Source organism: Paucibacter sp. B51 (assembly GCF_027863535.1).
Taxonomy (GTDB): domain Bacteria; phylum Pseudomonadota; class Gammaproteobacteria; order Burkholderiales; family Burkholderiaceae_C; genus Paucibacter_A; species Paucibacter_A aquatilis.
Genome location: NZ_JAPIVN010000002.1, coordinates 471,771 through 493,817 on the forward strand (window position 1 = coordinate 471,771; position 22,047 = coordinate 493,817).

Genomic DNA, 22,047 nt, shown 5'->3' on the forward strand with positions numbered 1-22,047 from the left:
GCTCAATCCTGCTCGCCCTCGCTGCTGGGCGTGTCGTTGTCCTTGCTGGCCTGGCGGGCCAGTTGCGCCTCCAGCGGCCGCAGGGCGTCAATCAAGGCTTCGGGCGGCTTGGGCTCGACCAGGCGGAAGGACGGCGGCGGCAAGGCGCTCAGGTAGTTGGGGCCGAACCAATGCTGCTGCTCCAGGCGGCGCGCCACGGTCAGCACCATCACCGTGGCCAGGCCGGCTGTGATGGCCAAGGCCAGCCAACGCCGCCCGCGCGGCCACACCAGGATGGCATGCCACCACAACAGCGCCGCCACGCCCGCCGGAAAGACCAGCGCATCGACCACCAGCAAGCGCGGCCAGCTCAGGGCATAGGCCAGCAGCGGCAGGCCAAAGCTCAGCAGATGCAGGCCCGTCACGCCCACCAGCGCCCGGCGCAGATGGGTGGCGAAAGGAAAGCGATGCTGGAACAGCTGCGTCACCAGGGACCACAGCGCCGCCCAGCCCAGGATCACCGCCAGTGGGCCGAGAACGGCGCCGCTGTAATCGACCCACGGTGAACCCGGATTGAGCGCCGACCATTGGTCAAACCACAGCAGCCCCAGCCAGAGTGCCAGCAGGCCCGGCACCCAGCCGGCCGCCACCTTGGCGGCACGTTGCTGGTGGGCCTGCATGGGCTGCTCGGCGGCCAGGCGCTCCTCGCTGCTGCGCCAGCGCAGGTGCGTGGCGCCCAGCTGGAAGGCCGCGGCGGGCTGCAGATCGGCCACTTCGCCCTCGCGCAGGCGGCGCTCACCCAACCAGCCGCCGTTGAGGCTGGGCAGCAGGCGCAGGCGCGGGCCTTGATCGTCCCAGAGCAGTTGGGCATGTTCGGCCGCCACATGGCCGTCTTCCAGCACCACATCGCAGAGCACCGAGCGGCCGATCAGGGCCGGCCACTGCTGCACCCGCTGGACCGAACGGACTTCGCCGTCGCGGCCCAGCACCTCGATCACCGCGGTGCGCTGGGGCTGTTGCTGCTGCTGTTCTTGTCGTTGTTCTTCTTGGCGGTCCATGCAAAACCTTCCAGGTAATGGGCGCTCAACTTCAGCGCATTGTCGAAGCTGACGCCGCGGGCGTCGAAGCGGCCCAGCGCGCCTTCGGTGCTGGCGTCCACCGTGGTGACCAGCACGCTCAGGTCATGCAGACCGCTGAGCTTGCGGTAGGCACGCAGGCACACCACGGCGCGCAGCGGCAGGCCGGCGCGGTCGACAAACTCTTCCTTGCAAAACGGCGCGGTGCGGTCCTTGTCATCGCGGCCCAGGCGCTCGTTGCGGAAGCTGCCCGAATACTGCTTGGCAAAGCGGATGGCGCCCAGCTTGGCGCCGTCGTAGGCCTCGTGCGACATGTCCAGATAGCCGGTCTGCATGGCATCGCTGACAAAGACGGCGTGCTCCATGCGGCACTGCGAGCGCTGGAACTCCAGGCCCTTGGTGTCAGCCGGCGTGCCGCGGCCCCAGCAGCGCATGAACTGCTCCTGCGGCACCGGCAGCTGATAGCGGCTGTGGCCGGCCGAAGCCCAGGGCTGGGCCACGAAACGCGTCACCAGCTCGTCCTGGTAACGCAGCAGCTGCTCGCGCAGGCGCGGCCAGGCCGGCGCACTCAGGGGCTTGGCCGTGCGGCTGCGCTCGAACAGCTGACGGGCAAACTCACCGGGCACCAGAAAGCTCATCTGCTGGGCAAAGAACATGGCCGAGACATTGACGCCGACCACGCGCCCGTCTTCGTCCACCACCGGGCCGCCGCTCATGCCCGAGTTGATGCTGCCCGAGTAATAAATCAGCGGATCGAAGCTGCGCTCGACCAGGCCGTTGAAATTGCCCTCGACCACGGCAAAGGCCACATCGTGCGGATTGCCCATCGAGTAGATACGGTCGCCTTTGGCCAGCGGACGGTCGGCCGGGCGGAAGCTCAAAGCGCCCCGCCCTTTCAAGGCACCGGCGGGCGCGCGCAGCAGCGCCAGATCGCGGCGCACATCGAAGTCCAGCAGCTCCAGCTGTCCCTCCTGCCCCTCGGTCGTGGCGTAGCGCAGGCGGTAACGCTCAGGCTCCAGGGCGAACTGGCTGATCACGTGGTAGTTGGTCAGCACATGGCCGTCTTCGCTGACCAGAAAACCCGAGCCCACCGAGGCCTGGCTGTCCTGGGTCTTGAGCAAGGTGCGGATCTGCAGCAGCTGGGCGCGCGTGCCTTCGTAGACGCGGCGCGCCGTGGCCGACACAGCGGCCGGGGCCGAAGCAGCAGGAGCAGCAGCTGCCGGCGGCGGCGTCACAGCCGGCGACGGGGCCGCTGAGGCGACACCGAGCAGCCCCCCAAACATGAGGCTGCCCATGAGCCCCACGAGCGGCCGAAGCAGGCGCGCCGAGGGCTGAAGGAGAAATCGGAACAAGTGGAACCTCCCAAGGTTCAGAGAAGCGGCGATGCTAGCCGGTTTGTACCCGCACACCAGGGCGGAACACCCCGGGGTCGGCATAGAAATCCGCGTTTTCATTGGCCGGCCACCAGCCGGGCACGCCCAGCACCGGCAGGGGCAGGAAAGGCTTGTGCCGCAGGAACTCCGGCGCCAGCCAGGGGCCACTCGCGTCTTGCGCATCGGCCGCCTCGGGCAGGATCAGCACATGGGCGCAGATGGGCTTGCGCGGCTGCAGCAGCTTTTCCATCAAGGCATGGCCCACCAGTTGCAGCCGCGCCTGGACCCAGAGCGGGCGCAAGCGGCCGAACAGTGCGGTCCAGTCACGATCGCGCAAGGCCACCAACAGCGGCTCGGGCCCCTGCAAAAAGGCGGCGTTCTCGTCCAGCAGGGTCAGGGCATCCCGCAGCGGGCCACGCTGCGCCTGCACGCCACCGCTCTCGGTCAAGGCTTGCAGATGGAGGGCGTTAAGCCGGGTCTTGAGCCCTGGCCAGTGCAGCCAGACCAGGCCGTTGAACAAATCATGGGCGTTGTCGCGCGTGGGCACGCAGGCGCTGCGGTGGATGAATGCCTCGTAGGCCTCGCCCTCGGGCAGCTCATCCTGGGCCACAAAGCGCAGCGGGCCGGCCTCGAGCAAGACCGGGGGCCCCGCGCGCAGCTGGGCATTGAGCGCCTCGGCCACGCGGGCGCCGGCGGCGAGGTCAGCCGCCAGCGCCAGCCCACGTGCGCGGTAGGGCGCCAGCCAGGGCGCGGACCAATCGATGCCGAAATCGAGCGCCGAACTCAGAGCAGTTTCCAGCCCAGGGTTTCGCCGCCGCGCAGGGGCTTGAGTTCGGCCGCACCAAAAGGCACGGCGCTGGGCAGAGTCCAGTCCTGCTTGACCAGGGTGACCTGACCGCTGTTGCGCGGCAGCTTGTAGAAGTCGGGGCCATTGAAGCTGGCGAAGGCCTCCAGCTTGTCCAGCGCGCCCATGGCTTCAAAAGCCTCGGCGTACAGCTCCAGAGCCGAAAGGGCGGTGAAGCAGCCGGCGCCGCAGACCGAGTTTTCCTTCATCTGCGAGGCATGCGGCGCGCTGTCGGTGCCGAGGAAGAACTTCTTGCTTCCCGAGGTGGCGGCCTCGATCAAGGCGCGGCGGTGCAGCTCGCGCTTGAGCACGGGCAGGCAGTAGTAGTGCGGGCGCAGGCCGCCGGTGAAGATGGCGTTGCGGTTGTAGAGCAGGTGCTGGGGCGTCAGCGTGGCGGCCGTGAAGTCGTCCGCGCTGGCCACGTAGTCAGCCGCCTCCTTGGTGGTGATGTGTTCGAACACCACCTTGAGCTCGGGCATGTCGCGGCGCAACGGCTGCATCACACGGTCAATGAAAACCGCCTCGCGGTCGAAGACATCAATCTCGGGATCGGTCACCTCGCCGTGCACCAGCAGCAGCAGGCCGGCGCGCTGCATGGCCTCCAGGGTCTTGTAGGTCTTGCGGATGTCGGTCACGCCGGCATCGCTGTTGGTGGTGGCACCGGCCGGATACAGCTTCAGGGCGACGACGCCGGCGTCCTTGGCGCGCTCGATCTCCTCGACCGGGGTCAGGTCGGTCAGGTACATGGTCATCAAGGGCTGGAAGTCCAGACCCTCCGGCACGGCGGCCAAGATGCGCTCGCGGTAGGCGATCGCTTGCGCGGCCGTGGTCACCGGCGGGCGCAGATTGGGCATGATGATGGCCCGGGCGAACTGACGGGCTGTGTAGGGCAGCACGCTTTGCAAGGCCGGCTCGTCGCGAACATGCAGATGCCAGTCATCGGGCCGGGTGATACTCAGGGTCTGAGCCGCCGCCGAGACGGGGGCAGACGAAGAGGAAGCTGAAGGAGTGGAGGAGGAAGTTGTGTGCGCCATGCCCGTGATTGTCCCAAATCCTGTCCGGCGTGCCGAGCATGCCGCCGCGGCATCTTGAAGGCCCTGCCCCATGTCTCAGCTCCGCACACCTGACCCTGAACTGCAGCGCAGCTACACCCTGCTGGACCAGGGCCAGCTGGGCGAAGCCCGCCGCCTGGCCCAGCAATGCCTGGAACAGGCCCGCGAGGCTGGCGACGAGCTCGCCAGCAGCCGCGCCAGCATTGCGCTGGGCCTGATTGCCGCCTACGACTCGCGCCACGAAGAGGCCATGCAGCTGCTGCTGCCCCATGTGCCGGTGCTGGAGGCGACCGAGGCCCGCAAGGAGCTGTGCCGCGCTTACAGCGTGCTGGGCTTTTCGCTCGGCGTGCTGGGCGACCCGGAGCGCGGCCTGGAGTGGGCCAGCAAGGCCCTGGCCCTGGCCGAGCAGCAACAGTCCTCGCGCGAGTTGGTGCGCGCGCAGCTGAACCGGGCCGTGCTGTTCAACCAGATGGGCGACTGGCAGCGCGCCGAGCTGAGCCTGCGAGCCGGCATCGAGGAAGCGCAAGGCCATGGCTACGGGCCCTCGGCCACGGCCGGCCTGTCCAACCTGGCGGAGATCCACCTGAGCCAGGCCCTGCGCTGCCGCGAGCGCCACGACGACGCCGGCGCTGCGCGCCACGCCCAGGATGCCGGCCATTGGTACGAGCGAGCCATCGAGTCCTGCATCATCCATGGCCTGGACAACATCCTCGGCGAGGCCTACGCGAAACTGGCCCGCGCCCAGGTGCTGCAAAGCCAGATGACCGGCGTGCCCGGTCTGCTGCAGCGAGCGGCCGGCCTGTCCAGCGACAACCCGGTGCTGCGCGCCGAGATCAGCCTGACCCAGGGCATGGCCGCCGCCGAAAGCGGCCGCGAGCAAGACGCCCGCCACGCGCTGGAACATGCGCTGCACATCGCCCAGGAATGCCACGAACCCGATCTGGTGCACCAGGTCTTGTTCGAGCTCAGCCATCTCGAGCGCAGCTACGGCCATCTGCACGCGGCGCTGCAGCGCTTTGAGGAACGCCACCACCTGATGATGGAGCATTTCAAACGCCGCCTGCGCATGGTGGCGCGCAGCGCCGAGGTCTGGGCCGAGGCGGAGCAAGCGCGGCTGGCGGCACGCGCCGCCATCGAGCGCGAGGCCGAGCTGATCCGCAGCCAGAGCGAGCTGCTGGCCCGCGCCGCCCAGCTGCAGCAGGACGCCATGTGCGACGGCCTGACCGGCCTGCTCAACCGCCGTGGCCTGGAGGCCCAGGCCCGCACGCTCTGGGGCCCGGGCCAGAGCGACAGCCCGCTGAGCCTGGCCGTCATCGACGCCGACCATTTCAAGCGCATCAACGACGACTGCGGCCACGCCACCGGCGATGCCGTGCTCAAGCAGCTGGGCCAGCTGCTGCAACAGGACATCCGCGCCAGCGACGTGCTGGCGCGCATGGGCGGCGAAGAGTTTGTGCTCGTGCTGCCCGACCGCACGCTGGACGAGGCCCAGCGCATCTGCGAGCGCGTGCGCCAGCGTGTGGCCGAGGGCAACTGGCAGCAGTGCGGCAGCCACCTGCCGGTCAGCATCAGCATCGGCCTGAGCCAACGTCAGCCGGGCGACGACCTGGAGACCCTGCTGCGCCGCGCCGACCAGCTGATGTATGCCGCCAAAACCGCCGGGCGCAACTGCGTACGCAGCAGCCCGGGCAGCGAGACCTCCTGAGTCTGGAGGCTGGGGCGGGCTGCGGGCCGGGCCAGACCCGGAACAGCTGCACGGTCTTGGCCGGCACGTGCGCGCACGCCGGCCGCCCGCGTGGCAGCATCGCAAGCTGAATTGTTGAACTCCTGCGAGGACCGCCCGCCATGCCCCAAACATCCGCCCTTCCCACGTCGCTCCTGGCCGCTGCGTCGATCGCCTGCGCGGCCCTGGTCCTGGGAGGCTGCAGCAGCGTGCCGGAGGAAGTGCCGGGGCCGCCGGCCAAGGAGATGATCTACGCCGTGACCACGGCCCAGCAGTTGATCCAGTTCAATGCCGGCCAACCCCAGCGGCTGCTGAGCAGCAAACCGCTGCGCGGCCTGGCGCCGCAGGATCGCCTGCTGGGCATCGACTACCGCGTGGCCAAGGGCCAGCTCTACGGCCTGGGCGCCAGCGGTCAGCTCTACCGCATCAACACGCAGGACGGCAGCGTCAGCACCGTGGGCACACCATCGGCCTTGCCGAGCGAAGGTGCCCAGGAATGGGGCTTTGATTTCAACCCGACCGTGGATCGCATCCGCGTGGTCAACGACGCCGGGTTCAATCTGCGCCTGCATCCAGACACCGGCGCCGTGGTGGACGGCAATGCCGAACAGCCCGGCCTGCAGTTCGATGGCCGCTTGGCTTTTGACGCCGGTGATGTGAACGCCGGCAAGCCGGTGGCCCTGGTCGCCGCCGGCTACAGCTACAACAAGCGCGACGAAAAGATCACCACCAACTACGCGTTAGAAGGCCGGCAAGGCCTGCTGGTGCACCAGGGCAGCAAGGAGGGCGTGCCGCCCATGATCTCGCCCAACAGCGGCCGGCTGTTCACCATCGGCTCGCTGGGCCTGGGCACCTTCGAACGCGCCACGCTCGATGTGTCGGACCTGTCCAACGCCGCCTACTCTGCCATCAGCCGCGGCAACAGCTCGACCTGGTATCGCATCGATCTGGAGACTGGCAGGGCCACACGCATCGGCACGATTGGCGGTGGCGCGGCGGTGGTGGGGGCGGCGATCGAGCCGTGAGGGCTGGGCGCGACTGAATCGATCCTTCAATCAGCCATGCCGCGCGAGACGCGGCCTGGCCTTCGCCGTGCGTCGGCGGGTCCGCAGGGACCCACCTCGGTCCCGGCTCAGTGCTGCAGGATCTTGGCCAGGAAGTCCTTGGCGCGCGGGGAGCGCTCCTCGGGCTTGCCGAAGAAGTCTTCGCGCTTGCAGTCCTCGATGATCTTGCCGGCGTCCATGAAGATGACGCGGCTGCTGACCTTTTTGGCGAAGCCCATCTCGTGGGTCACGCACATCATGGTCATGCCTTCCTGGGCCAGCTTGACCATCACGTCGAGCACCTCACCGACCATTTCCGGGTCCAGGGCCGAGGTGGGCTCGTCGAAGAGCATGACGATGGGGTCCATGCTGAGCGCACGGGCGATGGCCACGCGCTGCTGTTGGCCGCCGGAGAGCTGACCGGGGAATTTGTCCTTGTGCGCCGACAAGCCCACACGGTCCAGCATCTTGAGGCCGCGGGTCTTGGCATCGTCGGGCGTGCGGCCCAGCACCTTGATCTGGGCCAGGGTCAGGTTATCGGTCACGCTGAGGTGCGGAAACAGCTCGAAGTGTTGGAACACCATGCCCACGCGCGAACGCAGCTTGGGCAGGTTGGTCTTGGGGTCGGCCAAGGAGATGCCGTCGACAACGATGTCGCCCTTCTGGAAAGGCTCCAGTGCATTGACGGTCTTGATCAGCGTGGATTTGCCGGAGCCCGAAGGGCCGCAGACCACCACCACCTCACCCTTCTGGATGCTGGTGGAACAGTCGGTCAGCACCTGGAAGCTGCCGTACCACTTGGAGACGTTTTTGATGTCGATCATGGATGAACTCCTGATTGATTGTTTGAGCGCGCAGAGCTCAAACGGTGCCGGGCCGTCCCAAACCGTTTGAGCCCCCCCTCGGGGGGCGGCGGTGTACGCACCGCCGGGGGCTGCATGACTAGCGGATGATGGCGATCTTCTTTTGCAGGCGGCGCACCAGCATGGACATGCCGAAGCAGATGGCGAAATAGACCAAGGTCGCTACCAGATAAGTTTCCACCGGACGGTTGAAATTGCGCCCTGCCGTTTCAAAGCCCTTGAGCAGGTCGTAGGCGCCAATGGCATAGACCAGGGAGGTGTCCTGGAACAGGATGATGGTCTGGGTCAGCAGCACCGGCAGCATGTTGCGGAAGGCCTGGGGCAAAACCACCAGCTGCATGGTCTGGCCGTAGCTCATGCCCATGGCGTAGCCGGCATGGGTCTGCCCCTTGGGCACACTCTGGATGCCGGCACGCATGATCTCGGCGTAATAGGCCGCCTCGAACAAGGTGAAGGTCAGCACCGCCGAGATCTCCGCGCCCAGCGGGCGGCCGATCACAAAGGGGATCAGCAGGAAGAACCACAGAATCACCATCACCAGCGGAATGCTGCGCATGGTGTTGATGTAGCCAGCGGCCGGCAGCGCCAACCAGGGCTTGCCGGACAGGCGCATCAGGGCCAGCACCGTGCCCAGGGCGATGCCGCCCACCATGGCAACCAAGGTCAGCTGCACCGAGAAGTAAAAGCCCTGCAGCACATAGCTGCCGATGACGGACCAGTTGAGAAAGCTGAAATCAAGATTCATTGGGCGCTCCCCACCATGCCGGGCACGCGGGCACGCAGTTCAATGACACGGGCCAGGGCAAAGATGGCGATCGAGGACACGAAGTAGAGGCCAGTGACGGCCAGATAGACCTCGATGCCGCGGGAGGTTTCTTCCTGGGCCTGGCGGGCGAACATGATGAGCTCGGGCACGGAGACGGCAAAGGCCACGGCCGAGTTCTTGACGATGCCCATCGCCTCGCTGGTCAGGGGCGGGATGATGATGCGCAAGGCCACCGGCAGCAGCACATAGCGGTAGGTCTGCGGCAGGGTCAGGCCCATGGCCAGGCCGGCACTGCGCTGACCACGCGGCAGACTCTGAATGCCGGCCTTGACCTGCTCGGAAATCCGCGCCGAGGTGAAGAAACCCAAACCCAGCACCACGAGCAGGAAGCTGGGCACGGCCTTGAGCGCGGGCACCAACTCGGGCGCCACGAAGTACCAAAGGAAGACCTGGACCAGCACGGGAATGTTGCGGAACAGCTCGGTCCAGGCATCGCCGACCAGCACCAGGGCCCGGCTCGGCGTGGTGCGCAAGATGCCCACCAGCAGGCCGAAGAACAGCGCCACCAGCAAGGCCAGGCCAGACACCGACAGCGTCCAGCCCCAGGCCGACATCATCCAATCCAGATAGGTGATCTCGCCTGCGTTGCCCATGCAACGCGGCATCACCTCCTGGTCAATGGTGTTCTTGCAGAACACCTGCCAATCCCATGTCGTCGCCACAACAGCTCTCCGATCAGAAAAACAGCGAGGCCACCGGGCGAGGATTCCCGGCGGCCTCGTTCATGCAGACAGTGCGAAACCGTCTGGAAATTTCAGCCTGTCTTGCTCAGGCTCACTTCTTGGTGTAGTCCTCGGCCGGCTTGTCGTTCGGGTGGGCCCAGGCGTTCTTTGTGTTCTCGTTGGCGGGCATGCCCACCTTGGTGTTGGTCGGCGGGATGGGCTGTTCGAACCACTTGCTCCAGGTCTTGGCGATATCGCCGGACTTCATCTGGGCGATGATGCTGTCGTCCACGACCTTCTTAAAGGCCGGGTCGTCCTTGCGGATCATGATGGCGATCGGCTCGACCGACAGCACTTCCCCGACGATCTTGAAATCGGCCGGGGTCTTGGCCTTGGCGATATTGCCGGCCAGGATGGCACCGTCCATCACGAAGGCATCGGCACGGCCCGATTCCAGCAGCAGGAAGCTGTCGGCGTGGTCCTTGCCGAACACTTCCTTGAAGTCCACGCCGGTGGCGCGCTCATGCTTGCGCAGCAGCTGCACCGAGGTGGTGCCGGTGGTGGTGGCCACATTCTTGCCGTTGAGCTGGGCGATGCTGGTGATGCCGGAGCTGCCCTTCACGGCAATGCGCACTTCCTCCACGAAAGTGGTGACCGCAAAGGCCACGTCTTTTTGACGCGCCGCGTTGTTGGTGGTGGAGCCGCACTCGATGTCCACGGTGCCGTTCTGAACCAGAGGGATGCGGTTCTGCGAGGTGACCGGTTGGTACTTCACGTCCAGCTTGGCCAGACCCAGCGTCTTTTGCACATCGGCCAGGACCTTCTGGCAGATCTCGACGTGGTAACCCACGTACTTGCCGTCGCCCAGGGTGTAGGACAGCGCGCCCGAGGACTCACGCACACCCATGGTCACGCTGCCGCTGTCCTTGATCTTCTTCAAGGTGTCCTGGGCTTGCGCCTGAGACAAGCCGGCGGCGGCCAGCAAAGCGAGGGCGAGCAGAGATTTCTTGTTCATGAACATGCACTCCAGATTCAAAGGCGGGATGGAAGGCGAAAGGGATGGCACAAATGACCGACCGGGTCAGCGACACAAAGCCGCACAGTCTAAGCAAGGGTCCTGGTGGGCCGTATTAAATTTCCTAAAACGCGGCTCGGTGCGGCCCGGCGCAGCATATGCAGAGCAGACCACGGCCAGGCCGCGCGCCAAATACGTGTTTTTACGCAGGACGGTCGGCGAGGAACCGGCTCTCAAGCCTGGCGCTCAGGCCAGGCTCTTGTGCTGCGTCAGGAAATCCCAGAGGGCCTGGGCACCCGGCTTGCTGCGACGGCACAGCTCGGGCCGCTCACGATAGATGCGCAACTCCATGGTCAGCTCGAACTGCCCCGGCGGCGCCGCCTGCACCAGACGCTGCGCTTGCAGTTCCTTCTTGACCGAGCTCGCGGGCAGAAAGGTCAAGCCATGACCCTCCAGCGCCATGGCCTTCAGGCCCTCGGCCATGTCGGTTTCATAGATCGCATCGAGATTCAAGGGCAGGGTGCTGGCCTTGACGATCAGCTCGACCAGTCGGCCGAGATAAGCCCCCGAGGCGTAGCTCAAGAACGGAATTTTCTGCCCCGGATGACCGGGCAGACGGAACATGGGCTCGCCTTGGGCATCGGCGCGGGCGTAGGCGGCCAGGGTTTCATGGCCGAGTGAGGCCATCTGGTAACGCTCCGGATCCAGCTGCAAGGGCTGGCTGGCATGGTGATAGACGATCAGCAGATCGCAATTGCCTTCGCTGAGCTGCAGCATGGCATCGTGCACATTGAGCGCATTGAGCCGGCACTTGAGGGCGCCAAAGCGCTGGCGCAGGTCCATCAGCCAATGCGGGAAGAAGCTGAAGGCCAGCGAGTGCGGCACGGCGAACTCGATCATGTCCTGGCCAGCCGACTGATGGCTGCGCAGCATATTGCGCGTGGCCTGCAGCTGCCCCAGGATTTCGACCGCTTGCGCCAGCAGGGTTTCACCCGCGCCAGTCAGCCGGGTCGGGTAGGACGAGCGATCGACCAGGTCCACCCCCGCCCAGGCTTCCAGCGCCTGGATCCGGCGCGAAAAGGCCGGCTGGGTGACATGCCGAAGCTGGGCCGAGCGCGAAAAGCTGCGCGTCTCGGCCAGGCTCACGAAATCTTCAAACCACTTGGTTTCCACGCTTTCAGTGTAGCCCGGCACACAGCCACCCCTGGGAAACCCTGTGCCGCTTGAACTTTCGGGCACGCGGCCCCCTCAAGTGGAGGGGGCCAGGTCATGCCCAAGGACGGAGACTGTGTTTACAGTCCACCCCAGGGAGAAGGGAAGCCACGGTCGCGACGACAAGAGCCACCGTTCCAACCCATCAATGCGTTTGTTAGCAACTGCAATCCATTTTTCGACCGAAACAACGGGACCGGCTCATGAAAGCTCTGAAGACTCTGGTGGCATCGACCTTGATCGCTGTGGCTGCTCCATCGATGGCAGGCGTCGTGAAGCAGACCCTGGACTTTGAAACCGTGCCGGTGACACGGAACAATCTGAAGACCGAGGTCAATCCGTATCAAGCTCAGAACATCACCTTCTCTGACGGTGCTTTCAGCCTGGGTAGCGTGGTCGAGTACGGCGAAGCCAGTGGTGCCACGGGCAACTTCTTCCGCGAGGCGTCTGTTTACGGCTCGATCACCAAGGGCGCGCTGGCCATGCTACGCGCCCCGAACGACCCGATTTCTGGTCTGCCATCGATCTACATCAACGTCGCCGACGGTTTTGATACCGCGTTCTCGATGTTGTATACCTCCCTCGCGAACGTGAGCGGCACGGTTCAAATTTTCAGCGGCGCCAACGGCGAAGGCCAGGAATTGGTGAGCGGCGTGCTCGGCCCGATGTCCGGCGTCTGCACTTTGGAAGATGGCACGCCGGGCCCTTCTGGCGTCTTGTGCAACTGGACGAAGCTTCAGCTGGGTTTCACAGGCTCGGCACATTCCATCAAGATCACAGGCGCCAACGCGTCCTACTATTTTGATGACATTGCTTTGACTCGCACCTCGGGCAGCAACGTTCCCGAACCGGCCTCCATCGCTTTGAGCCTGGCGGCTCTGGGTGCCCTGGCTTTGTCGCGCAAGCGCAAGCCACAGGCCTGATTGGCACGCCAACGGCTGCGGCAGCTTTGAGCTGCCGTTCTCACGAAAAGTCCGCCCTGTGCGGACTTTTTGTTTGTCTGGCCCTGCAGGTCTTGTCTTCCTGTGGTGATCAGGTCTCAGCACCGCTCTGCTGGAGACGCCACATGCGGGCGTAGAGGCCGTCCTGCTCCATCAAGACCGCGTGCGAGCCACGTTCGGCGATGCGACCCCCTTCCATCACCAGGATCTCGTGCGCATCGACCACGGTGGACAGGCGGTGGGCAATGACCAGCACGGTCTTGTTCTGCGCTGCAGCCTCCAGCTCGGCCTGGATGGCGCGCTCGTTGCGCGAGTCCAGCGCCGAGGTGGCCTCGTCAAAAATCAGCAGCGGCGGATTCTTGAGCAGGGTGCGGGCGATCGCCACCCGCTGTTTTTCACCGCCGCTGAGCTTGAGCCCACGCTCGCCCACCAGGGTTTCATAGCCCCTGGGCGTGGCGCTGATGAAGTCATGGATGTGGGCGGCACGCGCGGCCTCTTCGATCTGCTCGCGGCTGGCGCCGGGGCGGCCGTAGGCGATGTTGTAAGCCACGGTGTCGTTGAACAGCACCGTGTCCTGCGGCACGATGCCGATGGCACGCCGCAGGCTCGACTGCGTCACCGCGGACAGCGCCTGTCCATCGATGGTGATGCGGCCGGAATCGACGTCGTAAAAGCGATAGAGCAGCCGAGCCAGCGTGCTCTTGCCCGCCCCGCTGGGGCCGACTACGGCCACTTTCTTGCCCGCCGGGATCTCAAAGCTCAGGCCTTGCAAGATCGGCCGGCTCGGCTCGTAGGCAAAGTGCACATCCTCGAAGCGCACCGCGGCGCCCTGCACCACCAGCTCACGGGCACCCGGCCGGTCCGCCACCTCGCGCTCACGCTCCAGCAGGCCGAACATCTTGTCCAGGTCGGTCAGGCTTTGCTTTATCTCGCGGTAGATCACGCCGAGAAAATTCAGCGGGATGTAGAGCTGGATCATGAAGGCATTGACCATGACCAGGTCGCCCAGGCTCATGGTGCCCGCCACCACGCCGGCCGTGGCGCGCCAGAGCATCAGCACCAGGGCGCTGGCGATGATCAGCTGCTGGCCAGTATTCAGCAGTGACAAGGTGGACTGCGACTTCAGCTGGGCGCGGCGCAGCTTCTCCAGGCTTTCGTCATAACGGCGCGCCTCAAAGTCCTCGTTGTTGAAGTACTTGACCGTCTCGTAGTTCAGCAGCGAGTCGATGGCCTTGCTGTGCGCCACCGAATCGAGCTCATTGAGCTGCTTGCGGAACTTGGTGCGCCACTCGGTCACCGTGATGGTGAAGCCGATGTAGAGCACCAGAGCGCCCAGCGTGATCCAAGCAAAGGATGCGTCGAACTTGAAGGCCAGCAGGCCCAGCACCAAGGCCACTTCGATCAGCGTGGGCACGATGCTGTAGAGCGAGTACGAGATCAGCGAATGCACGGCGCGCGTGCCACGCTCGATGTCCCGGGTCATGCCGCCGGTCTGGCGCTCGAGATGGAAACGCAGGCTGAGGTCGTGCAGATGGCGGAAGACCTGCAGCGAGATGCTGCGTGCCGTGCCCTCGGTGGCCTTGGCGAAGATCAACTCGCGCAGCTCGGTGAACAGCGAGGTCGACAGGCGCAAGCCGCCGTAGGCGAGCAAGAGGCCCAGGGGCAGCACCAGCATGCTCTCGGTCGAACCCGGCTTGATCGCCAGGCTGTCGACCAGGGACTTGAGCAAGAGCGGCACGCCCACATTGCTGAACTTGGCCGCCAGCATGAAGCCCAGGGCCAGGCCCACACGCCAGCGGTAGCGCCACAGATAGGGCAGCAGCTTGCGGATGGTGGCCCAATCCGATCGTGCGGGGGCCGCCGCGGGTGCGGAAGCCGGGGGGGCTGTCAAAGCAGCAGTTCGATCGCGCATGGCTTGTCGTCGCTCAAAAGCGCAGGCCTCGCCCCAGGGGAGACGGCTCTGCAGCATCGGGTGTCATCAGGGCTGGATTCTCGGTGCTTTGCTCGCCAGAGGCCGAGCCGTCGCCAAATAGGCACGGCCGTCCAGCGCAGCCACAGGCTCGTCCCTCCGAGGCCGATTCGATTGGCGGACAATTCATGCCTTCTCGAACCAGGAAACGCCATGAGCAGTAGCAGTACGCCCACCAACAGCAGCCCCGCCGCACCCGCCAGCACCGGCGCCCCCGCCCTGCCCCGCGAACTGGTGCTGCGCGTCATGCCCATGCCGGCCGATGCCAATGCCAACGGCGACATTTTCGGTGGCTGGATCATGGCCCAGGTGGACCTGGCCGGCTCCGTGCAGCCGGCGCGTTTGTCGCGCGGCCGGGTCACCACGGTGGCCGTCAACGAGTTCATCTTCAAGCAGCGCGTCTCGGTCGGTGATTTGCTCTCGTTCTACTCGCAGATCACCCGCATCGGCCGCACCTCCATCACTGTGCGAGTCGAAGTAGTGGCTGAGCGCAACCCCATGAATCCAGAGGTGGTCAAAGTCACCGAGGCCAATCTGACCTATGTGGCCATCGACGACCAAGGCAAGCCCCGCCCCTTCGCTGAACAAGCCTGAGCACCAGGACCGCATCCGGCCGACCATGGCTTCATCGGTTCTGATCCTCGGCGGCGGTGCCATCGGCAGCGCCGTGGCGGCGTATCTGTCCGCGGGCGGATTGCACGGAGAGATCCGTGTGCTGGAACGCGACCCGAGCTATGCCCAGGCCTCATCGGCCCTGTCGGCCGCCTCGATCCGCCAGCAGTTCTCCACGCCGCTGAACATCGCCCTATCGCAGTTCGGCCTGCAATGGCTGCGCGCCCATCCGGAATGCGGCCTCAGTGAGCAGGGTTACCTCTACTTGGCCGACACGGCCGAGCGCGCCGATGGACTGCGGGCCCTTCATGCCATCCAAACCGCGGCCGGCGCCGACATCGCGCTGATGCCGCCCGCCGAACTGAGGCAGCGCTGGCCCTGGCTGGCCTGCGAGGACCTTCACCTGGGCAGCTGGGGCCGCAGCGGAGAAGGCTGGTTCGACGGCTGGGCCTTGCTGCAAACCTTGCGTGCGCAAGCCTTGAACCAGGGCGTGCGCTACCTGGCCGATGAGGCAGTGGCGCTGCAGCGAGACAGCCACGGCGCGCTCAGCGGTGTGCGCACCCGACAGGGTCAGGTCTTGCAAGCGGACCTCTATGTGCTGGCCGCCGGCGCCTGGTCGGGCACGCTGGCGGCCACAGCGGGCCTGGACCTGCCCATCAGCGCCAGGCGGCGCAGCGTTTACGTCTTTCGCAGCCCCGAGCCTGCGCCGGGCTGCCCGCTGCTGATCGACCCGAGCGGCCTGTGGCTGCGGCCGGAAGGGCCCAACCAGTTCATCTGCGGCGGCACGCCGCTGAACGATGCGTCCGGCCTGCCGCTGGACCCGGAGGCCGATCTCTTTGAAGAGTCGCTCTGGCCCGCCATGGCCCAGCGCGTGCCGGGCTTCGAGAGCCTGCGCCTGGAACGGGCCTGGGCCGGCTACTACGAGATGAACGATTTCGACCACAACGGCCTGGTCGGTGCCCTGCCCGACTGCGCCAATCTGCTGCTGGCCTGCGGCTTCTCGGGCCATGGCCTGCAGCATGCGCCGGGCGTGGGCCGAGGCCTGGCCGAATGGATTCGCAGCGGCCGCTTCGAGACCCTGGACCTCAGCCCCTTGAGCCCCGCTCGGCTGGCGGCGAATCAGCCTTACCGCGAGCTCAATGTGATCTGAGCCCGCGGAACCGGTGCTCAATCAAACTTTGAAAAATCCGGGGCGCGCTTTTGGAAGAAAGCCTGGAAGGCCTCCATCGCCTCAGGCGAGCGCAGCTTGGCGGCAAAGATCTCGGCCTCGACCTTGATCACCTCGTTCAGTTGCTCCTGGCTGTGGCGGCGCATCAGGCGCTTGCTCTCGCGCACGGCGCCGGGCGCCAAAGTGTTGAAGCGCTCGGCCACGCGGCGGGCATGGGCCACCACCTCGCTGCCCGGCAGCACCGCGTTGGCAATGCCGCACTCCACCGCATCGGGGCCGGTGAAGGGGTCGCCCAGCAGCAGCTTCTCGGCCGCCTTGACATGGCCCATCAGGCGCGGAACGACCAGGCTGGAGCCAAACTCGGGCACCAGACCCAGGCCCACAAAAGGCATGGCCAGGCGGGCGTCATCGGCCACGAAGACGAAATCGCAGTGCAGCAGCAAGGTGGTGCCGATGCCGATGGCGGCGCCGTTGACGGCGGCAATCACCGGCTTCTCGCAGCCCAGCAGAGCACGCATGAACTGGAACACCGGCGCGTCTTCGTCACGCGGCGGGCGGCTCATGAAGTCGTCAATGTCATTGCCCGAGGTGAAGATATTGGGCTGACCCTGGATCAGCACGGCACGCACGGTCTTGTCGCTGTTGACGGCGATCAGGGCCTCGGCCATGGCTTCGTACATGGCGCCGGTCAGCGCATTCTTTCTTTCGGGGCGGGCGATCTCGATCGTCGCTACGCCATTGACCACTGCCGTCTTGATGCTCATCTCAAACTCTCCTTGCAAGCCCGCCATTGTGCAGGCTGAGGTCTCATGCGGGCGGCTGCACTCAGGCCGGCGGCTTGAGCTGCTGCCAATGGTTGGCCAGGTGCATCAGGTGGGCGCGCTCGTACTGGGCGCGCGTCAGCTCGCCGTAGGCGAAATGCGGGGCATAAGCGCCTTGGTGGCCGCTGAAGGCCTCCATCGCGTCGAGCAGGCGCTGCACCGCCGTCTTCAAGGCCAGCGCCGGGTCCAGCGCAGCCGCGCCGGGAATCGGCTCATCCAGGCTGTGCGACATGGCGCCGCGCGCATTGAACCAGCTCCATGCAACGGCGCCCGCCGTGGCGCGGAACCAGGCGGGCTTGAGCTCGGGAAAGCCGCGCACCGAAAACTCGATGCTCTGCGCCGTGTGCTGCAGCATCTGCACCAGATTCCACTGCGCATTGCCGTGCAGACGCGGATCGCCGAACAGCAACTCCAGCACCGCCTCCCGGGCATAACGCCAGGTCTTGAAGGACTGCAACTCGCCGCTGCAGCCCGCCAAAGCGGTAGGCGCCAGCAGCAGCGCACTGGCGCGCAGAAAACGGCGCCTCGCGGCGCCGTGCGGCCTCGACATCAGAGGCGCTCGAGGATGCCTGCGGCGCCCTGACCTGCGCCCACGCACATGGTCACCATGCCGTACTTGCCACCGGTGCGGCGCAGTCCGTGGATCACGCTGGCGGCGCGGATGGCACCGGTGGCGCCCAGCGGGTGGCCCAGGGCAATGGCGCCACCGTTCGGGTTCACCTTGCTGCGATCCAGCACGATGCCCTTGCTGTCCAGGTCGTTCAACACGGCCAGCGACTGCGCGGCGAAGGCTTCGTTCAGTTCAACCCAGTCCAGATCGGCAGCCGTGATACCGGCCAGCTTGAGCGCCGCAGGGATGGCCTCGATCGGGCCGATGCCCATGATTTCCGGCGGCACGCCGCGCACGGCGAAGCTGACGAAGCGGGCCAACGGGGTCAGGCCAAAGCGCTTGACGGCGGCTTCCGAGGCCACGATCAGGGCGCCGGCGCCGTCCGAGGTCTGCGAGCTGTTGCCGGCGGTGACGCTGCCCTTGGCCGCGAACACCGGCTTGAGCTTGGCCAGGCCTTCGATCGAGGTGTCCTTGCGCGGGCCTTCGTCGACGCTGACGGTACGGCGGCGCTCGCTGATCGAGCCATCGGCCAGATTGGGCAGACGCTCGATGATTTCGAACGGCGTGGTCTCGGCTGCGAAGTGGCCGGCCTCGATGGCGGCCAGAGCGCGGCGGTGCGATTCCAGGGCGAAGGCGTCCTGGTCTTCGCGGCTGATCTTCCATTGCGCCGCCACCTTCTCGGCGGTCAGGCCCATGCCGTAGGCGATGCCGATGTTCTCGTCACGCTCAAAAATCAGCGGCGACAGCGAGGGCTTGTTGCCGCCCATGGGCACCATGCTCATGGATTCGACACCGGCGGCGATCATCACTTCGGCTTCGCCGACGCGGATCCGGTCAGCCGCCATTTGCAGGGCGGTGATGCCCGAGGCGCAGTAGCGGTTGACGGTGACGCCGCCCACGCTGTTGGGCAGACCGGCCAGCACGGCGCCGACGCGGGCGATGTTCATGCCCTGCTCGCCTTCGGGGAAGGAGCAGCCGACGATGGCGTCTTCAATCGCCGCCGGGTCCAGGCCCGGGGCTTGAGCCAACGCGGCCTGGATGGCGCGCACCAGCATCTCGTCGGGGCGGGTGTTCTTGTAGTAACCACGGCCCGACTTGCCGATGGGCAAACGGGTGGCGGCGCAGATAAACGCTTCTTGCACTTGCTTTGCCATGATGTTCAACCAACCTTTCAGTTCTTGGGGGTCTTGGGTATCCAAGCCCAGACAAATTCACATTCAACCGGGTTCACACCGGCCTCATCCGTCACCACCACCGACACGGTGACTTCACCCTTGGGCTCCGCCACCATCAGCGCTCGCTGGGCAGCGCTCAGCGTGGCGCGTGCCCGCATCGCACCGCTGGCGCGCTTCTTGAAATCCACATGCATGGATTTGCACAGCGGCAGGCAGTCGTCGCGCACATTCATGCCGACCACCATGCCCGTCGCCGTCTCAGCCAGCAAGCCCATCGCCGCGGCATGAACGCCGCCAATATGGTTTTGCACCGCCCGCCGGTTGGCGATGGCGATCTCCGCCACCTCCGTATCCAGGCGCACAAAGTCCAGCTTCGCCGTGCCCGTAAAAGGCACGGCTCGGCGCAGCGCCAGATTGCGCGCCAACGGCTGCACAACCGACGGCCAGGCATCAAGCTTGGCCAAGGTACGGGCGAGGCGGTTGGGAGCGGTGTTCATCGGATCGAGGAATCTAAGCAGTGTTGCCGGGCGTAGCGAGCGAGCGTCAGGCGAGGCGGACGGAGCGCAGGAACCGGAACAACCTTGAGGTTCGTGAGGATTCCGAGCACCGCCCAACGACGCATGACGTTCGCGCAGTAGTCCTCAGTTACGTACAGGCTTTCCGGTTTGGAGCATGCCCATGATCCGTTCCTGAGTCTTGGGGTGTTCCAGCAAGCTGCAGAAGTGCTTGCGCTCCAGCGACATCAGGTACTCCTCGTCGACCAGAGAACCGGCTTCCACCGCACCACCACAGACCACATCGGCGATCAGGGCGGCCAGATGGAAATCGTGCTGGCTGATGAAGCCACCGTCACGCATATTGGCCAGCTGGCCCTTGATGGTGGCGATGCCCGAACGACCGGCGACCGGGAACTTGGCCTTGAGCGGCGGGCGGTAGCCCGACTCGAACAAGCCCTTGACCTGGGCGCTGGCGACGTGCAGCAACTCGTCCTTGTTGGGCACGATCACATCGCTGTCGAGCAGGAAGCCGTTCTTCTTGGCCTCCAGGGCCGAGGTCGCCACCTTGGCGGTGGCCGCGGTGGTGAAACCATCCTTCAGGAAGGCAAACAAGTCAACGCCGGAATTGCCGGCCGCCGCCATTTCGGCCGCACGGCGAGCGATATAGGTCAGGCCGCCACCACCGGGGATCAGGCCCACGCCCACTTCCACCAGGCCGACATAACTTTCCATGTGCGCGACACGGCGCGCGCAATGCACGGCCAGCTCAGCGCCGCCACCCAGGGCCAGGCCACGCATGGCGGCCACCACCGGCACCTGGGCATAGCGGATGCGCAGCATCATGTCCTGCAGCTTCTTCTCTTCCGGCGCGATGCCCTTGGCACCCGACTTCATGAAGACCGGCATCAGCGCTTCCAGATTGGCGCCAGCCGAGAACACGTCGTCCGGGCTCCAGATCACCAGGCCCTTGTAGCCGGCTTCAGCGATCTCGACAGCCTTGAGCAGGCCTTCGGTCACGGTCGGGCTGATCAGGTGCAACTTGGCGGTGATGGAGGCGATGACCACCTCGTTGTCCAGCGTCCAGACGCGCACTTCCTCGTTCTTGAACAGCTCGGTGCCGGCCTTCAGCGGCTCGACGGCGCCTTCGCCGACCAGGCGTTCCGGGAAAGCCTGGCGGGCATAGACCGGCAGCTCGGCACGGGCCTTGAACTTACCTTCCGCGGCGCTCCAGGAACCGTTGACGCTGTGCACGCCACCGTTCTCGGCCACCGGGCCTTCGAACACCCAAGCGGGCAGCGGCGCGCTGGCCAGGGTCTTGCCGGCGGCGATGTCTTCCTGGATCCACTCGGCCACTTGCTTCCAGCCGGCGGCTTGCCACAGCTCGAAGGGACCTTGTTGCGAGCCGAAGCCCCAACGCATGGCGAAGTCGATTTCTCGAGCGGTGTCGGCCACGGTCGCCAGATGCACAGCCACGTAGTGGAAGCTGTCACGCAGGATGGACCAGAGGAACTGGGCCTGCGGGTTGCTCGATTCACGCAGCAGCTTGATGCGATCGGCGGCCGGCTTCTTAAGCATGCGGGCGACGATCTCGTCGGCCTTCTTGCCGCCGGCGACGTATTCACCGGTGGCGAAGTCCAGGCGCTGGATGTCCTTGCCGACCTTTTTGTAGAAGCCCGCGCCGGCCTTCTGGCCCAGGGCGCCCTTCTCGATCAGACCGGCCAGCACCTTGGGCGTGGCGTAGGTGCTAAAGAAGGGATCGTCCTTCAGGTTGTCCTGCATGGTCTTGACCACATGGGCCATGGTGTCCAGGCCGACCACGTCCGCGGTGCGGAAGGTGCCGCTGGAGGCGCGGCCCAGCTTCTTGCCGGTCAGGTCGTCGACCAGATCCACGGACAGGCCGAACTTTTCGGCCTCGATCATAGTGGCCATCATGCCGGCGATACCGACCCGGTTGGCCACGAAGTTAGGCGTGTCATTGGCGCGCACCACACCCTTGCCGACGGCGGTGGTGACGAAGCCTTCCAGCTGATCGATCACTTCCGGACGGGTGGTCGGGGTGTTGATCAGCTCCACCAGGTACATATAACGCGGCGGGTTGAAGAAATGGATGCCGCAGAAACGCGGCTTGATTTCTTCCGGCAGCACTTCGCTGAGCTTGGTGATGCTCAGGCCCGAGGTGTTGGAGGCGACGATGGCGTGCGGGGCGATAAAGGGCGCGATCTTGGTGTACAGATCGAGCTTCCAGTCCATGCGCTCGGCAATCGCCTCGATGATGAGGTCGCAGTCCTTGAGCAGCTCGAGGTGCTCTTCGTAGTTGGCCTGCTGGATCAGCACGGCGTCGGCCACATCACCCAGGGGCGCGGGCTTGAGCTTCTTCAGGCCGTCAATGGCCTTGGACACGATGCCGTTCTTCGGGCCTTCCTTGGCCGGCAGGTCGAACAGCACCACCGGCACCTTGACGTTGACCAGATGCGCAGCGATCTGCGCGCCCATCACGCCAGCGCCGAGCACGGCGACTTTGCGAACTTGGAATCGACTCACGTACTTCTCCTTGGAAGAGCTTGTTGACTTGTTTGTTTGTTTTCT

20 protein-coding genes are annotated in these 22,047 nt (G+C 65.7%); 5 read left to right on the plus strand and 15 right to left on the minus strand.

Annotated elements, in window-relative coordinates; genetic code table 11:
* Positions 1 to 2: 2 nt before the first annotated feature.
* From OOB33_RS22950 to pyrC, 4 genes are read right to left on the minus strand one after another with little or no spacing between them, the layout of a single operon-like run.
* The gene (locus OOB33_RS22950; protein ID WP_271010349.1) at positions 3 to 1,037 is read right to left on the minus strand and encodes an FHA domain-containing protein; all 1,035 of its coding nucleotides are present in this window, start codon (positions 1,035 to 1,037) and stop codon (positions 3 to 5) included.
* Positions 974 to 2,407: a S1 family peptidase gene (locus tag OOB33_RS22955; protein ID WP_271010350.1), complete on the minus strand. Its 1,434-nt coding sequence runs from the start codon at positions 2,405 to 2,407 to the stop codon at positions 974 to 976. The genes OOB33_RS22950 and OOB33_RS22955 overlap by 64 nt, the downstream gene beginning before the upstream one ends.
* Before the next feature lie 34 nt (positions 2,408 to 2,441).
* A complete protein-coding gene (locus OOB33_RS22960; protein WP_442953065.1) occupies positions 2,442 to 3,227 on the minus strand; it encodes a DUF3025 domain-containing protein in 786 nt (261 codons plus the stop codon).
* Positions 3,212 to 4,306 carry a dihydroorotase gene (gene pyrC, locus OOB33_RS22965; protein WP_271010352.1) on the minus strand — a complete coding sequence of 365 codons (1,095 nt, stop codon included), beginning with the start codon at positions 4,304 to 4,306 and terminating at the stop codon, positions 3,212 to 3,214. The genes OOB33_RS22960 and pyrC overlap by 16 nt, the downstream gene beginning before the upstream one ends.
* A gap of 70 nt (positions 4,307 to 4,376) precedes the next feature.
* On the opposite strand from pyrC, the gene OOB33_RS22970 reads away from it, so the two are divergent.
* Positions 4,377 to 6,029: a GGDEF domain-containing protein gene (locus OOB33_RS22970; RefSeq protein ID WP_271010353.1), complete on the plus strand. Its 1,653-nt coding sequence runs from the start codon at positions 4,377 to 4,379 to the stop codon at positions 6,027 to 6,029.
* A 140-nt stretch (positions 6,030 to 6,169) separates the two neighbouring features.
* Positions 6,170 to 7,072, plus strand: a complete 903-nt coding sequence (locus OOB33_RS22975) for a DUF4394 domain-containing protein (protein WP_271010354.1) — start codon at positions 6,170 to 6,172, stop codon at positions 7,070 to 7,072.
* Between the two features lie 107 nt (positions 7,073 to 7,179).
* On the opposite strand, the gene OOB33_RS22980 is transcribed toward OOB33_RS22975, so the two are convergent.
* The 5 genes from OOB33_RS22980 to OOB33_RS23000 all read right to left on the minus strand — a co-directional run bounded on the left by OOB33_RS22980 (position 7,180) and on the right by OOB33_RS23000 (position 11,629).
* On the minus strand, positions 7,180 to 7,914 hold the full coding sequence (locus OOB33_RS22980) for an amino acid ABC transporter ATP-binding protein (protein WP_271010355.1): 735 nt from the start codon (positions 7,912 to 7,914) through the stop codon (positions 7,180 to 7,182).
* 118 nt (positions 7,915 to 8,032) lie between these two features.
* On the minus strand, positions 8,033 to 8,698 hold the full coding sequence (locus OOB33_RS22985) for an amino acid ABC transporter permease (protein ID WP_271010356.1): 666 nt from the start codon (positions 8,696 to 8,698) through the stop codon (positions 8,033 to 8,035).
* Positions 8,695 to 9,384: an amino acid ABC transporter permease gene (locus OOB33_RS22990; protein ID WP_271010529.1), complete on the minus strand. Its 690-nt coding sequence runs from the start codon at positions 9,382 to 9,384 to the stop codon at positions 8,695 to 8,697. Before OOB33_RS22990 ends, OOB33_RS22985 begins: the two co-directional genes overlap by 4 nt.
* 169 nt (positions 9,385 to 9,553) lie before the next feature.
* Positions 9,554 to 10,456 carry an amino acid ABC transporter substrate-binding protein gene (locus OOB33_RS22995; RefSeq protein ID WP_271010357.1) on the minus strand — a complete coding sequence of 301 codons (903 nt, stop codon included), beginning with the start codon at positions 10,454 to 10,456 and terminating at the stop codon, positions 9,554 to 9,556.
* 246 nt (positions 10,457 to 10,702) lie between these two features.
* Complete coding sequence (locus OOB33_RS23000) at positions 10,703 to 11,629, minus strand: LysR family transcriptional regulator (RefSeq protein ID WP_102766594.1); 927 nt, start codon at positions 11,627 to 11,629, stop codon at positions 10,703 to 10,705.
* A gap of 242 nt (positions 11,630 to 11,871) precedes the next feature.
* Between OOB33_RS23000 and OOB33_RS23005 the strand changes: the two genes are divergently transcribed.
* The gene (locus tag OOB33_RS23005; protein ID WP_271010358.1) at positions 11,872 to 12,591 is read left to right on the plus strand and encodes a PEP-CTERM sorting domain-containing protein; all 720 of its coding nucleotides are present in this window, start codon (positions 11,872 to 11,874) and stop codon (positions 12,589 to 12,591) included.
* A gap of 109 nt (positions 12,592 to 12,700) precedes the next feature.
* Here OOB33_RS23005 and OOB33_RS23010 read toward each other — a convergent pair whose 3' ends face one another.
* Positions 12,701 to 14,521: an ABCB family ABC transporter ATP-binding protein/permease gene (locus tag OOB33_RS23010; protein WP_271010359.1), complete on the minus strand. Its 1,821-nt coding sequence runs from the start codon at positions 14,519 to 14,521 to the stop codon at positions 12,701 to 12,703.
* A 210-nt stretch (positions 14,522 to 14,731) separates the two neighbouring features.
* On the opposite strand from OOB33_RS23010, the gene OOB33_RS23015 reads away from it, so the two are divergent.
* A complete protein-coding gene (locus tag OOB33_RS23015; protein WP_442953060.1) occupies positions 14,732 to 15,172 on the plus strand; it encodes an acyl-CoA thioesterase in 441 nt (146 codons plus the stop codon).
* A 25-nt stretch (positions 15,173 to 15,197) separates the two neighbouring features.
* Entirely contained in the window at positions 15,198 to 16,340 is a 1,143-nt protein-coding gene (locus OOB33_RS23020; RefSeq protein ID WP_271010360.1) for an NAD(P)/FAD-dependent oxidoreductase, read from the plus strand.
* A 17-nt stretch (positions 16,341 to 16,357) separates the two neighbouring features.
* Here OOB33_RS23020 and OOB33_RS23025 read toward each other — a convergent pair whose 3' ends face one another.
* The 5 genes from OOB33_RS23025 to OOB33_RS23045 form a co-directional block, all read right to left on the minus strand.
* The gene (locus tag OOB33_RS23025) at positions 16,358 to 17,122 is read right to left on the minus strand and encodes an enoyl-CoA hydratase (protein ID WP_102766211.1); all 765 of its coding nucleotides are present in this window, start codon (positions 17,120 to 17,122) and stop codon (positions 16,358 to 16,360) included.
* A 61-nt stretch (positions 17,123 to 17,183) separates the two neighbouring features.
* Positions 17,184 to 17,729 carry a DUF1569 domain-containing protein gene (locus OOB33_RS23030; protein WP_271010361.1) on the minus strand — a complete coding sequence of 182 codons (546 nt, stop codon included), beginning with the start codon at positions 17,727 to 17,729 and terminating at the stop codon, positions 17,184 to 17,186.
* Positions 17,729 to 18,943, minus strand: coding sequence for an acetyl-CoA C-acyltransferase (locus OOB33_RS23035; protein WP_271010362.1), 1,215 nt, complete (start codon positions 18,941 to 18,943; stop codon positions 17,729 to 17,731). The genes OOB33_RS23030 and OOB33_RS23035 overlap by 1 nt, the downstream gene beginning before the upstream one ends.
* Positions 18,944 to 18,960: 17 nt before the next feature.
* Positions 18,961 to 19,461 (minus strand): DUF4442 domain-containing protein, encoded by a 501-nt coding sequence (locus OOB33_RS23040; RefSeq protein WP_271010363.1) that lies wholly within the window; start codon positions 19,459 to 19,461, stop codon positions 18,961 to 18,963.
* 144 nt (positions 19,462 to 19,605) lie between these two features.
* On the minus strand, positions 19,606 to 22,002 hold the full coding sequence (locus tag OOB33_RS23045; protein WP_271010364.1) for a 3-hydroxyacyl-CoA dehydrogenase/enoyl-CoA hydratase family protein: 2,397 nt from the start codon (positions 22,000 to 22,002) through the stop codon (positions 19,606 to 19,608).
* Positions 22,003 to 22,047: the final 45 nt, after the last annotated feature.